Here is a 13,408-nt window from a genome sequence, read left to right as displayed (position 1 = left end):
TTGTGAAGTGTTGCGCTGCACAGCTCTGTAGCAAGGATGAAGGTTTGCCCTTGTCTTCGGTGATCGTGTCTGGCCGCGCCAAGATCCTACCGTACCGATTTCAATGGGTATGGCATGACTGCGGGATTGAAAGGCGACGCGTCGATGAATTCAGCGGAAACTTCCTTACTCATCGAAGAAATCACGAACTTTCTCGCTTTGAAAGCCCACCACCTACCGGTGTCCATCGACGCAGGCATGCCGCCTAAAGCGTCGAACTCAAGTTCAATGTCACCCGTCAACTGCAGCATTCGGTTGGTTTCGAAGTCGAGAAATGTCAAACCGGCGAGCGGTCGCAACAAGAAATTTCCAAGCGTACTGAACATGGAGTTTCCAGGGTAGTCCGGGATGAATAGCGTCTGCCCGTTGATCTTGACAAAGCCTGGTTTGCCGCCGCGATGCGATACATCCGCTTGTCCGTTGATTGTGGCACTGGCCACAAAGAACATGTCGGCAGTTGCAATCCAATTCGATACTTCGGGGGTAATTGTCGATCCCGCTACCGTGCCTTTCGGACCTCTTGTCGTACTGCTGACCGTCAAGCGCGTCGCCTGAACATATTTGGGGCAATTGGGGTAGGACTGCTCGACAGACAGAGTGAGCATTTGACCTGAAATCGAAGCAATGCGGCCATTGACGCGCAGACGTTTGCGCGTCGCAAGATCAATGAACAGCACACCAAGGTAATGCCCAACCGCCAGATCAAGCTGAGGTTTCGAACCACTGGCAGATGTCAGAGACATCGTGACAGTTGCGCCGCCATCATGGATTGCTGCAAAGCCTTCGGTACCCACAACGAACTCTGCCCACGTGTTGCCGTCACCTGAGACACCGCCAATCACGCAATAGGATTGCGCTGTTATGAAAGGAACGACGTGGTCCGGCACAGACCGCCAAATCAATCTGGAGTTCGCGGCAGCTACCTCGCGTACGCCAGTCGCCTCCTGAATTGCCAACTCACCGGGATGGAACACTTGAGCTTTCCTTTGGTCAAGATTGGTTGGTGCACCACCCAAGCAGGGGTGCACCGCAGTTTGTTTTGTTCAGAAGGTCACGATCCGGTACCCATCATCGAGGTAACGCGACAGGTCAATGACACCTGACGTGCCCGGGATCGCCTTGTCGCCGACAAGCGCCACGTCCGTCAGTTTGACATCCTCGGTCGCGCCAAACACATCTGCACATCCTAGGCAGGCGCCCACCACCTTGTCGGAGATTGCGTTATAGAGCGGGTTGGCAGGGTGGTCTGGATTGACCAGTTCATTGACCCAGCGCACACCGGTGCCTTGGAAGATAAGGGCAACGTCTTGGTGTTTTTCCTTTAGTTCGTAGGCAAGGAACATCGCGTTGAACACGCGGCCGAGCGCTTCTTCAGAGTTTGCCTTTGGGTCTGAGTAGATGACGATTGCAGTTTTTGACATGAAGGGTTCCAGTTCTTGACTTGTTTTTACCGAACGAACGTTCAAATATCGAATAGCGAGCGCATCGCGCGTCGGCAATTATATTTTACCGTTCGTTCGGTAACAAAACGGTGATCTGGAGGGTCTGACATTGGGGCGAAGATCAAGCATAGGAGAGGGCGAGCTGATTGAGGCGTTGTCCCGTGTGTTTCGAGACACCGGGTATGATGGGGCCACCCTATCTATTCTGTCCGAAGAAACCGGCCTTCAACGTGCGAGTCTCTATCACCGCTTTCCCGGTGGCAAAGAGCAGATGGCAAAAGAGGTTCTGGCGGTGACTGAAAGCTGGCTAACCGAAAACCTGTTTGATCCGTTAAAGACCGACGCGCCCATCGACGAACGCGTTCAGCTATTGGTGCAAAAGTTGGATGCGCTTTACTCCGGCGGCAAACAAGCCTGCATTTTGAACATGCTGAGTTCTGCCAGCGATTATGAGGGCCCCTTTGCCTGTGCAATCAAGCGCATTTTCGAGGCGCTGATAGAAGCGCTGAGCCAGCTGGCCACCGAACAAGGGACAGCGAAGGCCGTGGGGCAAGCGCGAGCCGAACGTGTCGTCATGTTGTTACACGGCAGCCTTGTCTTGTCTCGTGGGACGGGGTCGCAAAAACCATTCGAACGCTTTCTTGAAGCGCTGCCCGAGGAGCTGCTTGGACGACACTAGGACCCGTCTGACGGTTGTATATAAATTCAACGATGGGCTCTGTCTTTCGCGCCTGGGACCATCCTGTTGGTCTCAGGGAATAAGGCACGACGCGACCAGCTAACTGAGCGTCGTCGCACAAAACATGACAGTTGGGAAAGACATGTCGGCAAAAGGGCCAGTCAATGCGGCTGCACGTGCCGCTCCGAGAGCGCCGTCAGATGTTTGCAGGAACCCTTGCATGGCCGCCGCCGCACCGGGCGTGTGCGTGAACCTGTGAAGCGCCGCGATGAAGCTAAAAGCAGGATGCCCTCCGGGCCTCTTACGGGCTGAATGTAGGGGCTGTCGCAGAACCTGAAAAGCAGGGTTGCTGATGCGCGCGGCCGCGCGCACCAGCAGTGCCTGATTGCTGGTTTGCCCGCTTTGGGTCAGATGACTTACGATGTCGCAGGCATCGCTTTGTTCCGACGTTCGGCCCGGAGTTTGCTGATCGACAGAAAATGGAAGCCGAGGAAGATCGGAACAAAGAAGGCCGGGAACAGCGCCAATGGGTGATCGTTGACGATGTTCGGCGCATCATGGGACAATAGATGTGCAAATCCTTCGGACGTCATGATGCCAAGGGCGACCGCAAAGACGAAGTCCAATATCCCGATGATATTTGCTCGTATCAGCAGCTTTCGCGCGTCCGGCGCGCCGTTTGCCAAGGCTTTGCTGGCCTGCCATCCCGCGATCCCGGCCCAGATGTCACCCAGCCCTGCAGGCAGTGCAAATTCGGGTGGGATGCTGCCTCCAAGCCACCCGATCAGAAAAACGCCACCCATAATGCGGGGAATTTGAAAGGCTGCAAGAGCGGCAAGCGGCGTGGCCAAGGTGATGCGCCGCCCCAGCGGGGTGAGCCAGCCGAGCCCCCAAATGATCAAGGCACCGCCAAACAGGAAAGCCAGCACAATCGGTGGATCCTGAAGGGTCGGCGGTACGTTCAGGACGTTGGATTCCGAAGGTGGCACAACGATTGCGAACCAAAGCCCGAAAAGGAACGCAGCGACCGTCACGGCCAGGCCAGTTTGTTGCGCAGACAGATTGGCTCGGCTGACGCCGATCATCATGATCGCCATTGCGATCAGCGGCAGCGCAACGGCAAAGGTGCGCACATAGAAAATGAGGAAGTCTGTCATGTTATTTCTTTCAGATTGTGATGGACGAATTCGCAGGCCCGAATTCAAGGGAAGGAAAGCCACCTTCGACGCATCCGAAGGCTGTCGATCTATTGATATGAGTGCCCCCAGCCTTCAGGACGCGGACGGCCCCGGCCTCTCTGTGATCGGAGAGGCCGGGGCTTCCTGTTGTCGGGATTTTGACTCGATAGATCATGGCTGTCTCAATGGGCGAGATTTTAGAGTATCATTGAACTCTTAAAATATAGATGTTATACAACCTCTAAAATGTCAATCCCCCAGGAGACGGGCCCATGCCGAGAATGTCGGACGCTGAGAAACAAAAGAGCCATAAACGGATCATAGATGCGGCTGCGCGGCTGTTTCGAACGAATGGGATCAGTGCCACCAGCGTTTCGGATGTCATGCAGGCCGCTGGCCTGACACAGGGCGGATTTTATCGCCATTTCCCGTCGAAGGAGGACCTAATCGCCGCTGCATTTGAGAGGTCTGCCGATGAACTCTTGAGCAAGACGCAACGTGCAACGCAGAGCGAGACACGCGCAGACTACATTGCGACATATCTCTCCCTCGCTCACCTAAAGAACAGAGGGCAGGGGTGTCCGTTCGCCGCCAACGGAGCAGAGGTGACCCGGCTTGGGGCCGGAGTTCGGGCAGAAGCATCCAACGCAATTGACCGCATTTCATCGATGTTAAACGGTGCCGGGGACCCCGCGGCTGACGATGGCGTTGCGACATTGGCTCTATTGGTAGGAACGATGACTCTGGCCCGGTTGGCCTCTTCGGATGCAGAAGCCAGCCGGATTATCGACGCTGGTAGAAACGCGGTCATTGAATTGGATCAAGGAACAGATTAGCTGCAACTTCTTACCTTATGAGAACGCAAACTATGTAAGCGCAACTCTGCTGCTCTCAGCCTCCGCGATGTATTATCCGGAGTTGTGATTGGATGCAGCAATCGTTTGGCAATGCTGAAATGCGCTGCTTTTTGATTGGGTCAACTGAGTGGGCCGCGTCAGATGCCTTCCAGTGCGTGCTGCGTTTACTCGGATATTGCCGCGTTGGAACGTACCGACTGTATCATCAGGTCAATGAATGCCCTGACTTTGGCGGGGACGTAGCTGGTAGGAACATAGAGCGCGTGAAGCGGAAAGGTGTCCAACTCGAATTCTGGCAACACCTGGACCAATGACCCATCGGTTAAACCGTCCTTGAACACCCACGTGGGGCCGAGATGCAGACCCTTGCCCGCACATACGAGTTTGCGAATGGCTGACACGCTGTTCACCGTAAGGGAACCCGACATCTGCATCGAGACTTGTTTGCCGGCCCTACGCAGCTTGACCACGCTGTTGTTCTGTTCGGGCCTATAGATGATGAACGGGTGCAACTCTGTCTGATCCGGTGTTTCTGGCAACCCCTGCTTTTGCACGTACTCTTTCGACGCCACTATTACTCTGGGCACCGCTCCGAGCCTTCGGGCAATCAAGCTGGAGTCGGGAAGGCGTCCGATACGGATGGCTACGTCGATGTTCTGTTCCACCAGATCCGAAAACGTACTGCCGAGCAGCAATTCCACCTTCAGACTTGGAGCCTGTTCTTGCAATGTACTTAGAACGGGGGCGACGAATTCGGCCCCGAAATCGACCGGTGCGGCGACGCGCAAAATGCCGATAGGCGTATCAACCAATCCCGCAACTTGCGCCTCGAGCGCGGATTGCTGTGAGATCAACGCTCGCATTCCCTCGTAATACCGCGCACCCGCTTCGGTTGGTGTCGAGCGCTTGGTCGACCGCTGCAGCAATTTTACGCCCAATCTGTCTTCAAGCGCGGCAATCTTGCGGCTCACCGCCGAGGGATCAGCATGCACTTGTTCGGCGGCGGCCTTGAGGCTGCCCGCGTCTACAACACGCAGAAAAAGCTGTTCATTCGTTTCGATCATTAATTGCTTTTTTGACATGTAGTGAATGACTTTTATCTGCCTACATGAATTCCATCACCGGCGCCATCTTCTTCCCCAAGGCAGGAACGATCCTGTCTCCAACCAGATGGAGAAAGAAAATGACAACCTACACTAATACATCGACCAACTACGGCCGCGACTTGACAGGCAAAGTTGCTCTGATCACCGGCTCTGCGCGCAACATGGGCCGCGCCTTCGCACTAAGCCTTGCCGCGCGCGGCGCAGATATCGTGGTACATCACCATTCTGCCCACTCGATTGCTGACGCGGAAGAAACGGCGCGCCTTGTGGAGGAAAACGGCGTCCGCGCCTTGATCACCAGTGGCGATCTTTCTGATACCAAAGCCATCGAAGCGGTCTTTTCCGATGCCAAGGAAGCATTTGGGCGGATCGACATCGTCATCAACAATGCAGGCGTCGTCGTCAAGAAACCCTTTGCCGAGATTTCTGAAGTCGATTTTGACCGTGCCTTCGGCATCAACACCAAGGCTGCTTTCTTTGCCATGCAGCAGGCGGCCAAGCACATTGAAGATGGCGGCCGGATCATCAACATGGGCACAACCCTTTTGGGGGCCACAACAGGCATGTACGGCCTCTATGCTGGTTCCAAGGCGCCACTTGAAGACTTCAGCCGGGCGCTTGCCAAGGAAATCGGCAGTAGGGGTGTGACTGTCAATGTCGTGGCACCCGGTCCGATCAACACAGCCTTTTTTCATGGAGAGGAGACTGAGCAATCGACCGCATATCTCAGCAACATGAGCGTGGCCGGACGGTTGGGGGAAATCACCGATGTCGTTCCACTGATCGACTTTCTGGCCTCAGATGGAAGCCAATGGGTGACTGCTCAAACCCTGTTCATCAATGGCGGCTTTCTGGCCCGCTGATACGCCAGTCCAACCAGGGTGGCGTCGCGCGATACAGTGCTGCGCCGACTGGTTCTACTCTTCAGAGGAAAACATCATGAAACCTATCATCGCAATTGTCGCTGCGACGCTCCTGCCAACCTTTGTTGCCGCGCAGCAAATCCCGATCGTAGATCCGGTCAGCAGCCCTGAGGTCAAATTGCAAATCCTTTTGGATCGCGAGGAAATTCGCCAAGTCATTACGAACTATGGTCTTGCATTCGACATGCAGGATTGGGACCTGCACCGCTCGGTGTTTACCGATGAAATCCAGATGGACTTCACTGCCTCGCTCGGTGGCGGGCTGCAAACCCTGTCAGCCGATGACTGGGTGAGTGCGGTCAAGCCCTTCTTTGCGAACCTTGAGGGCACGCAGCATATTGCAATGCCGCTGACAATTCAGATTGACGGCGATACCGCGTATGTCCGTTCGATGCTGCATGCCCGGCACCACCTTCCAAACTCCAAGGGTGGCCCGGTGCAGAAGATGGTCGGCCACTATGACAATTGGTTGATACGCACCGACGAAGGTTGGAAAATCGCCAAAATGGTACAGACCATCACGTGGAACGAAGGCAACTGGTACATCATCGAAAAGGCCGCTGGACTAAGTGAATAAGATTGCGGAGTTACATCGGCAAACCCTGTTGAACTCGCGCGATGCGCAGATCGCGGGGGGCTGGCTTTCCAGTCAAACACAGGGAACGCCCGTCACCCAAGTTCCATTGTAGCGATTGCATGAAAACGTGTTGGGCACGCCTCAGGTGGCGGGCCCTTGAACATTCTGGCCGTTTCGAAAACCGGCTCAAATCCACTCCGTTGTAGCATTTTACCAAGGGGTGATTGTTGCCCTTGCACATCTACAATTACGGGCTCGTCGCCCGTCGCAAATGGATTTGAAGCGAGTAAGACCTGAGCATCAGTCTGTGTGTCGGCGTAGAGCGGACCAACTTTGGTGCCCGAGATGCAGCGCCGGAAGGTTGCCCAGCCTGTGATCTCGCTCCCGTCAGTCAGAACCATCGTTTGCCGATTTGGCGTTGGATGAAACCAAGCCGTCGCAAATGCCAATCGGTCGCCGCCGCACGCTCTTGCGTCATGGGTGATCAGTGTTTCAATCTCACTGATTGCAGCGGATCGGCCCCTCGTTTCGACTTCCGCGTTGATCCGTCCTTCAAACCTGATGGTGCTGCCGTATTTCACAAACCCTGACCTTGCGTAGTTTTCTTGCTGGTCGGGCACACCGTCCAAGCCGACGCTGCGCGTTCCGGCATGGGCAATGCCCGCGCGCCAGACGTCCATGCCGTGCCCTTGTCCACGAAAATCCGGCTTGCACAGGTAGAGGCCGAGGAATGCGAGGGCGGCGTTGTGATTGACCACCGAAATGGCCGCAACGGGTGCGCCATCCACTTCCTTTAAGAGGAAACCGGATGGATCAGCGGCAAGGAATGCTGCAGCGTCATCCAGGCCGGGGTTCCAACCTTCGTCGGTGGCCCACCCAAGGACGGTTTGCAAGTCATCAGCAGTCATCGCGCGAATGCTCATTGAGATAATGCATCCCTGAGCGAAAGGGTGCGGGCATTGCGTTCTCGTAGATCGAGCGCCGAGTGAAGGTCGACAAGGTGACTGCGCATCAACTGTTCAGCCTGATCTTCGTTCTGATCGGCAAGGGCCTGAACCAAAGCATGGTGCGCATGTTTTTCGCACAGCGCGCTTTCCCTGCGCCAATAGAGCGCGATGATCAGCGAGGACCGCGCAACAAGTGTTTCAATGAACCCAGCAATTGTCGCCTGGTCGGCGATCCGAGCAATTTCGGTGTGAAACAGACCCGACAGATGGAGCGCGCGGCCCGGGTCAGATGCAGCAAGTGCGGCGTGTTCATCATTAATGTGCCGCTCAAGTCGCGTGATATCTGCCGGTGTCGCCCGTTTAGCGGCACTGCGTGCGGTGCGCGGTTCCAGCAGTTCGCGCGCTTCAAAAACCTCATGTGCCTCAGTTGTCGAAGGAGAGGCCACCGACGCGCCCCTATTGCGCCGAATGTCGATCAGCTTGATATGCGACAGTGTTTGCAGGGCCGCACGCACAACCGTTCGCGAAACGCCGTAGATTTCCGCCAGCTCGTCCTCGCCCAACTTGGTGCCCGGTGCGATCCTGTGCTCGTGAATGGCCAGTGAAATCGCCTGTGCAATGGCATCACTGGTGGCAGATTGCTTGGGGGCTAGGTGCATGTGGCGTGTCATCTCTTTGTCTCGTTCATACACATGGCAGAGCCATCCGGATGCCTCAAGTCTGGCGCTTGTACCCAAGTGTAAATAATTTTGTATACAATTTTGTGCTCAATTTGGCGTCATGCACGGATTGCGTAGCATGAATTTTCAGCAGACCGGGTGACGTGTCTCGGGAAATCGGATTCCGAATTTGCCTTGCTGCCAACCCGCCGCGTTCAGTCAAGCAACTGAGCGAGGGATAGATGACTGCAACGCAACAACAGTTGGAACTTGTTTCCGTGACCAAGCGGTACGGTGTAACGGTTGCCGTTGATGCCATCGACCACAAGTTTCAACCCGGTGGCTACGCTTGCCTGTTAGGCCCCTCCGGCTGTGGAAAATCCTCAACCTTGCGAATGATTGCAGGGCACGAGGGTGTCACGGACGGTGCCATCCTGCTGGGTGGCGCCGACATTTCCTATCTGTCTCCGGCCAAACGCGGCACGGCAATGATGTTCCAGAACTACGCCCTCTTCCCGCACCTGAGCGTGATCGACAACGTCGCATTCAGCTTGAAAATGCGCGGTGACGACAGATCCGGACGCCTGCGAAAAGCGGGTGAGATGCTTGAACTGGTCGACCTCAGCGCCTTGGGCGACCGCCTTCCGGATCAGTTGTCGGGCGGCCAGCAACAGCGCGTTGCCTTGGCGCGAGCTTTGATTACCCGCCCGCAAGTCTTGCTGCTCGACGAGCCGCTATCAGCTCTTGATCCGTTCTTGCGCATCCGGATGCGCGGCGAGTTGCGCAAGTTGCAACGCGAGCTTGGCATCAGTTTCATCCACGTGACCCACGGACAGGACGAGGCACTCGCACTGGCGGACGAAATCGTCGTGATGAACAACGCGGTTATCGAACAGGCGGGCAGTGCACGCATTGTCTTCAACGCCCCCAAGACCGCCTTCGTCGCGCAGTTCATCGGCGGGCACAATGTGATTGCCTTGCCCCAGGGCCGGTTTGCCATCCGCGCAGATGCTGTCGGACTGTTGCACAGGGGCATGGGGCACCTGCAAGGCAGCATTCTGGCCGTCGAGTACCAAGGCGCGCATGTGTCTGTGCTGGCCCGTGTGGCGGGCGATCAGGACATCAGCGCGCTGGTCCCCGAAGCCACATTTTTCAACGACCCCCTCAACCCAGGCGATCAGGTCGGTCTGACCTGGGACGACGCAAACCTGCACAAGCTTACGGCCTGAAAACCCCCTGACATGGAGAGAAATGACATGACCACACTATCAAGACGCAATGTTCTCAAGGGCGGTGCCGCCTTTGCCGCCGGCACGACTTTGGGTGCCCCGATGATCTGGGCGCAAAACATCAAAGACGTCACCCTGCGCCAATTCGGCACGGGTGTGTCCAACCTGAATGATGTGGCCAACAAGGTGAAGGAAGACCTTGGGTTCACTCTCGAAATGACAGCGCTGGACAGCGACAGCGTCACACAGCGCGCGGCGACGCAGCCAAACAGCTTTGACATTGCCGACATCGAATACTGGATCTGCAAAAAGGTCTGGCCGACCGGGAACCTGCAAGCGATGGATACGTCCAAGATCAAGAACTACGACAAGATCGTTGGTATTTTCCGCAACGGCAAGCTTACACCCGAAAGCACAATCGCCCAAGGCACCGCACCCCACACTGTCGGCTTTACCGAAGGCCCCGATGGCAAGGGTTTTGTCGACAACGAAAGTGGTTGGATGACCCTCATCCCGACCATTTACAACGCCGACACGCTGGGTATTCGCCCCGACCTGATTGGCCGCCCGATCAACAATTGGTCCGAACTTCTGAATCCTGAATTTAAAGGCAAGGCTTCGATCCTCGATATCTCGTCCATCGGGATCATGGACATGGCAATGGTCGTGGAATCGATGGGTGAATACACCTACCCCGACAAGGGCAACATGACCCGGGAAGAGATCGACCTGACCATGGCGATCTTTACCGAGGCCAAGAAAAACGGTCAGTTCCGCGCCTTCTGGAAGTCATTCGATGAGAGTGTGAACCTGATGGCCTCGGGCGAAGTTGTGATCCAGTCCATGTGGTCGCCAGCGATTACTGCAGTGAAGTCCAAAGGCGTGCCGTGCGTCTATCAACCGCTGGAAGAGGGTTATCGGTCATGGGGGGGAGGTATTGGTCTATCGGCGGCCTTGACCGGCCTCGAACGTGATGCGGCCTATGAGTACATCAACTGGTATCTCGACGGATGGGTCGGCGGCTACCTTATGCGTCAGGGGTACTACTCGGCCGTGCCCGAAACATCCAAAAACTTCATGTCGGAAAATGAATGGGGCTATTGGTTCGAGGGTAAAGCGGCCACCGACACCATCACCTCGCCGACCGGTGACGCTCTGGCCAAAGCGGGCGAATTGCGCGACGGTGGATCGTTCCAGGATCGCATGGGGGCTGTGGCCTGTTGGAACGCTGTCATGGACGAAAACCAGTACATGGTCCGCAAATGGAACGAGTTCATCGCAGCTTGATGACCTCTGGGATGGGCGCGTGCGTGCTCATCCCAATTCTCTCCAGAAAGCTCAAACGTGCTCAAAAACAACACAATCATTGGATGGCTGATGGCGCTGCCGACCATGGCGGTTCTAATCTTTTTCCTCGTGTTGCCAATCGTGATGATCGTGGTGGTCAGTTTTTGGCAAGCCACAGAGTTTTCGATCATCCCCGCTTTTGATTTTGAGAATTACGAGTTTCTATTTGGCTCAAACGTCACCTACCGGGTCTTTTTCAACACCTTCAAATATGCGCTTATCACCTGGGCACTTACCTTGGGCATCGGGTTCACCGTCGCTTATTTCCTCGCCTTCCATGTCCGCAGCCTGACCTGGCAGATTGTTTTGTTCTTGCTGTGCACGATCCCGTTCTGGACGTCGAACATCATCCGAATGATTTCCTGGATTCCGTTTTTGGGGCGCAACGGCATTGCCAATTCCGCTCTGATTTCATGGGGTGTGATTGACGAACCGCTCGATTGGCTGCTCTTCAGCGACTTTGCCGTCATCCTCGCCTTTGTGCATCTCTATACGCTGTTCATGGTCGTTCCGATCTTCAACACGATGATGCGGATCGACAAGAGCCTGATTGAGGCAGCGCGGGACGCTGGCGCATCAGGCGCGCAAATTCTGTGGAATGTTATTATCCCGCTCACCAAACCGGGGATCATGATCGGCACCATCTTTGTGGTTACACTGGTGATGGGTGATTTCATCACAGTTCGGTTCATGTCGGGATCGCAATCGGCCAATGTGGGTCGCCTGATCTCGAACGACATCGCGCTCTTGGCCTATCCTTCGGCTTCAGCCACGGCAGTCGTGTTGCTTCTGACGGTGCTGATCGTCATCGGGATCATGCTGCGCTTTGTCGATATCCGGAAGGAGCTGTAGAATGGAGCGGCGGTCCAAATCCTTTTATGTCCTCAGCGTATTTTTTGCTCTGTTCCTGCTGTTCCTCTACGGGCCCACGATCACCATTGCGATCCTGTCGTTTCAGGGGCCAGGCGGCGGGCTTACCTTCCCGATGCGGGGCACTTCGCTACACTGGTTCCGCGATCTCTTTGAACAACAGGCGGTCGGCGATATCTGGGGCAGCTTCCGGCGCAGCTTCATACTCGGTTTGATGGTAATGGTGACAACCGTCGTGCTGTCGGTGATGGGCGGACTGGCCTTTCGCAAAAAATTCAAAGGCTCCGGCATCCTGTTCTATCTGATCATCACATCGCTGGTAATCCCGTCCATTCTGATCTCGCTCGGAGTAGGCCTGATCTTTTCGCAATCGGGGCTGAACGTGCATTGGTCTACTTCCGGGTTTGGCTCGCAGCTCACCTGGACGCTGCCGTTCGGTTTGCTGATCATGTTTGCCGTCTTCAACCGTTTTGACAAAAGCTATGAGGAAGCGGCCCGCGATCTGGGCGCGACGTCCTGGCAAACCCTGCGCCACGTGGTGCTGCCGATCATCGGCCCCTCGCTCATCGGTGTGGCGCTTTTTGGTTTCACGCTCAGCTATGACGAATTTGCCCGCACCCTTTTGACATCAGGCAGCTACAACACCCTGCCGCTCGAAATTTTTGGGATGACGACAAATGTCACCACGCCGGTGCTCTACGCGCTTGGCACATTGACCACGGTATTCTCGCTGCTGATGATTGGCCTGTTTCTGTGCCTCGCTATGCTGAGCACGCGGCGCAAGGCCCGTATGGGATCAGATGCAGGCAAGGGGATGCTATGATCATTTTGATCAACCCCAACAGCACCGGTTCGATGACCGAGGCGATGCTGCGCACCGCACGGGAAACAGCGCCAACGGTCGGGTTTGAAGGGTGGACGTCCCATGATGGCCCTCCCGCAATTCAAGGGGCGGAAGACGGAAAACTGGCCGAAGGACCCCTTTTGAAACTGGTCGCGAAAGCTTCTGACCAAGGGGCTTCAGCGATCATCATCGGATGCTTTGACGACACTGCCCTTCCTGCCGCGCGCGATCTTGCCAACTGCCCGGTGATCGGCATCGGTCAGGCGGCTTATCATCTGGCTGCTATTGCCGGGGGTCGGTTTTCGGTTGTTACGACACTCGATGTTTCCGTGCCTGTACTCGAAGAAAACGTCCGTACTTACGGCTTGTCAGGGCAGCTGGGCAAAGTCCGGGCAAGCGGCGTTCCTGTTCTTGCCCTGGAAAACGATGCCGATGCGGCCATTGAGCAAGTCATCGTCGAGATTGAAAAGGCCGCGCGCGAGGACGGAGTGCAATCCGTCGTTCTTGGCTGCGGTGGCATGGTTGATATTCAAAAACGCGTTGCGCCCGTTTCTCAAATTCGCCTCATAGACGGGGTTCGCGCGGCGGCAGTCTTTGCAAGTCAGTTGTGACCAGTCAGCACCCAACGGTCGCTGGCTATAGTCAAAGCGTTGGAGACCAAGCGCGCTAAGACAGCGAGCAGTGTCTTAAACCAGACCAAACACCAAGACT

General features: G+C 55.8%; 15 protein-coding genes. 9 read left to right on the top strand and 6 right to left on the bottom strand.

Annotated elements, in window-relative coordinates; genetic code table 11:
- Positions 1–86: 86 nt before the first annotated feature.
- Both Q1A44_RS06750 and Q1A44_RS06745 read right to left on the bottom strand, forming a co-directional pair.
- A complete protein-coding gene (locus Q1A44_RS06750) occupies positions 87–1,055 on the bottom strand; it encodes a pyridoxamine 5'-phosphate oxidase family protein (RefSeq protein WP_299621799.1) in 969 nt (322 codons plus the stop codon).
- 27 nt (positions 1,056–1,082) lie between these two features.
- Positions 1,083–1,460 carry a DsrE family protein gene (locus Q1A44_RS06745; protein ID WP_299621796.1) on the bottom strand — a complete coding sequence of 126 codons (378 nt, stop codon included), beginning with the start codon at positions 1,458–1,460 and terminating at the stop codon, positions 1,083–1,085.
- A 130-nt stretch (positions 1,461–1,590) separates the two neighbouring features.
- Here Q1A44_RS06745 and Q1A44_RS06740 point away from each other — a divergent pair, with 130 nt between their 5' ends.
- Positions 1,591–2,160, top strand: a complete 570-nt coding sequence (locus Q1A44_RS06740; protein WP_299621793.1) for a TetR/AcrR family transcriptional regulator — start codon at positions 1,591–1,593, stop codon at positions 2,158–2,160.
- 416 nt (positions 2,161–2,576) lie between these two features.
- Here the strand turns inward: Q1A44_RS06740 and Q1A44_RS06735 are convergent, their stop codons facing one another.
- Positions 2,577–3,317 carry a hypothetical protein gene (locus Q1A44_RS06735; RefSeq protein ID WP_299621790.1) on the bottom strand — a complete coding sequence of 247 codons (741 nt, stop codon included), beginning with the start codon at positions 3,315–3,317 and terminating at the stop codon, positions 2,577–2,579.
- A gap of 302 nt (positions 3,318–3,619) precedes the next feature.
- On the opposite strand from Q1A44_RS06735, the gene Q1A44_RS06730 reads away from it, so the two are divergent.
- A complete protein-coding gene (locus Q1A44_RS06730) occupies positions 3,620–4,174 on the top strand; it encodes a TetR/AcrR family transcriptional regulator (protein WP_299621787.1) in 555 nt (184 codons plus the stop codon).
- Between the two features lie 185 nt (positions 4,175–4,359).
- On the opposite strand, the gene Q1A44_RS06725 is transcribed toward Q1A44_RS06730, so the two are convergent.
- Positions 4,360–5,259 carry a LysR family transcriptional regulator gene (locus tag Q1A44_RS06725; RefSeq protein ID WP_299621784.1) on the bottom strand — a complete coding sequence of 300 codons (900 nt, stop codon included), beginning with the start codon at positions 5,257–5,259 and terminating at the stop codon, positions 4,360–4,362.
- Positions 5,260–5,378: 119 nt separating this feature from the next.
- Here Q1A44_RS06725 and Q1A44_RS06720 point away from each other — a divergent pair, with 119 nt between their 5' ends.
- Both Q1A44_RS06720 and Q1A44_RS06715 read left to right on the top strand, forming a co-directional pair.
- Entirely contained in the window at positions 5,379–6,164 is a 786-nt protein-coding gene (locus tag Q1A44_RS06720; RefSeq protein ID WP_299621781.1) for an SDR family oxidoreductase, read from the top strand.
- A 76-nt stretch (positions 6,165–6,240) separates the two neighbouring features.
- The gene (locus Q1A44_RS06715) at positions 6,241–6,801 is read left to right on the top strand and encodes a nuclear transport factor 2 family protein (protein ID WP_299621778.1); all 561 of its coding nucleotides are present in this window, start codon (positions 6,241–6,243) and stop codon (positions 6,799–6,801) included.
- Between the two features lie 92 nt (positions 6,802–6,893).
- On the opposite strand, the gene Q1A44_RS06710 is transcribed toward Q1A44_RS06715, so the two are convergent.
- Together Q1A44_RS06710 and Q1A44_RS06705 are read right to left on the bottom strand one after the other, a co-directional pair.
- Positions 6,894–7,724 carry a GNAT family N-acetyltransferase gene (locus Q1A44_RS06710; RefSeq protein WP_299621775.1) on the bottom strand — a complete coding sequence of 277 codons (831 nt, stop codon included), beginning with the start codon at positions 7,722–7,724 and terminating at the stop codon, positions 6,894–6,896.
- A complete protein-coding gene (locus Q1A44_RS06705; RefSeq protein ID WP_299621772.1) occupies positions 7,721–8,419 on the bottom strand; it encodes a GntR family transcriptional regulator in 699 nt (232 codons plus the stop codon). Before Q1A44_RS06705 ends, Q1A44_RS06710 begins: the two co-directional genes overlap by 4 nt.
- Positions 8,420–8,649: 230 nt before the next feature.
- Between Q1A44_RS06705 and Q1A44_RS06700 the strand changes: the two genes are divergently transcribed.
- From Q1A44_RS06700 to Q1A44_RS06680, 5 genes are all read left to right on the top strand, one after another.
- Positions 8,650–9,636 carry an ABC transporter ATP-binding protein gene (locus Q1A44_RS06700; protein ID WP_299621769.1) on the top strand — a complete coding sequence of 329 codons (987 nt, stop codon included), beginning with the start codon at positions 8,650–8,652 and terminating at the stop codon, positions 9,634–9,636.
- A 12-nt stretch (positions 9,637–9,648) separates the two neighbouring features.
- The gene (locus Q1A44_RS06695; protein ID WP_299621766.1) at positions 9,649–10,923 is read left to right on the top strand and encodes a PotD/PotF family extracellular solute-binding protein; all 1,275 of its coding nucleotides are present in this window, start codon (positions 9,649–9,651) and stop codon (positions 10,921–10,923) included.
- A 90-nt stretch (positions 10,924–11,013) separates the two neighbouring features.
- Positions 11,014–11,835 (top strand): ABC transporter permease, encoded by an 822-nt coding sequence (locus Q1A44_RS06690; RefSeq protein WP_299621763.1) that lies wholly within the window; start codon positions 11,014–11,016, stop codon positions 11,833–11,835.
- A 1-nt stretch (position 11,836) separates the two neighbouring features.
- Positions 11,837–12,676: an ABC transporter permease gene (locus Q1A44_RS06685; RefSeq protein ID WP_299621759.1), complete on the top strand. Its 840-nt coding sequence runs from the start codon at positions 11,837–11,839 to the stop codon at positions 12,674–12,676.
- Positions 12,673–13,308, top strand: a complete 636-nt coding sequence (locus tag Q1A44_RS06680; RefSeq protein WP_299621756.1) for an aspartate/glutamate racemase family protein — start codon at positions 12,673–12,675, stop codon at positions 13,306–13,308. Before Q1A44_RS06685 ends, Q1A44_RS06680 begins: the two co-directional genes overlap by 4 nt.
- Positions 13,309–13,408 lie beyond the last annotated feature (100 nt).

This window comes from uncultured Tateyamaria sp., assembly GCF_947503705.1.
Classification (GTDB): Bacteria; Pseudomonadota; Alphaproteobacteria; order Rhodobacterales; family Rhodobacteraceae; genus Tateyamaria.
The sequence above is the reverse complement of the archived record's forward strand: the minus strand, read 5'-3'. Positions and strand labels throughout refer to the sequence as shown.

Coding starts and splice junctions, on each gene's coding strand:
- Q1A44_RS06695 (WP_299621766.1), top strand. CDS start 9,649: ATGGAGAGAAATGACATGACCACACTATCAAGACGCAATGTTCTCAAG.
- Q1A44_RS06725 (WP_299621784.1), bottom strand. CDS start 5,259: ATGATCGAAACGAATGAACAGCTTTTTCTGCGTGTTGTAGACGCGGGC.
- Q1A44_RS06720 (WP_299621781.1), top strand. CDS start 5,379: ATGACAACCTACACTAATACATCGACCAACTACGGCCGCGACTTGACA.
- Q1A44_RS06700 (WP_299621769.1), top strand. CDS start 8,650: ATGACTGCAACGCAACAACAGTTGGAACTTGTTTCCGTGACCAAGCGG.
- Q1A44_RS06705 (WP_299621772.1), bottom strand. CDS start 8,419: ATGACACGCCACATGCACCTAGCCCCCAAGCAATCTGCCACCAGTGAT.
- Q1A44_RS06745 (WP_299621796.1), bottom strand. CDS start 1,460: ATGTCAAAAACTGCAATCGTCATCTACTCAGACCCAAAGGCAAACTCT.
- Q1A44_RS06690 (WP_299621763.1), top strand. CDS start 11,014: ATGGCGCTGCCGACCATGGCGGTTCTAATCTTTTTCCTCGTGTTGCCA.
- Q1A44_RS06685 (WP_299621759.1), top strand. CDS start 11,837: ATGGAGCGGCGGTCCAAATCCTTTTATGTCCTCAGCGTATTTTTTGCT.
- Q1A44_RS06710 (WP_299621775.1), bottom strand. CDS start 7,724: ATGAGCATTCGCGCGATGACTGCTGATGACTTGCAAACCGTCCTTGGG.
- Q1A44_RS06715 (WP_299621778.1), top strand. CDS start 6,241: ATGAAACCTATCATCGCAATTGTCGCTGCGACGCTCCTGCCAACCTTT.
- Q1A44_RS06730 (WP_299621787.1), top strand. CDS start 3,620: ATGTCGGACGCTGAGAAACAAAAGAGCCATAAACGGATCATAGATGCG.
- Q1A44_RS06735 (WP_299621790.1), bottom strand. CDS start 3,317: ATGACAGACTTCCTCATTTTCTATGTGCGCACCTTTGCCGTTGCGCTG.
- Q1A44_RS06680 (WP_299621756.1), top strand. CDS start 12,673: ATGATCATTTTGATCAACCCCAACAGCACCGGTTCGATGACCGAGGCG.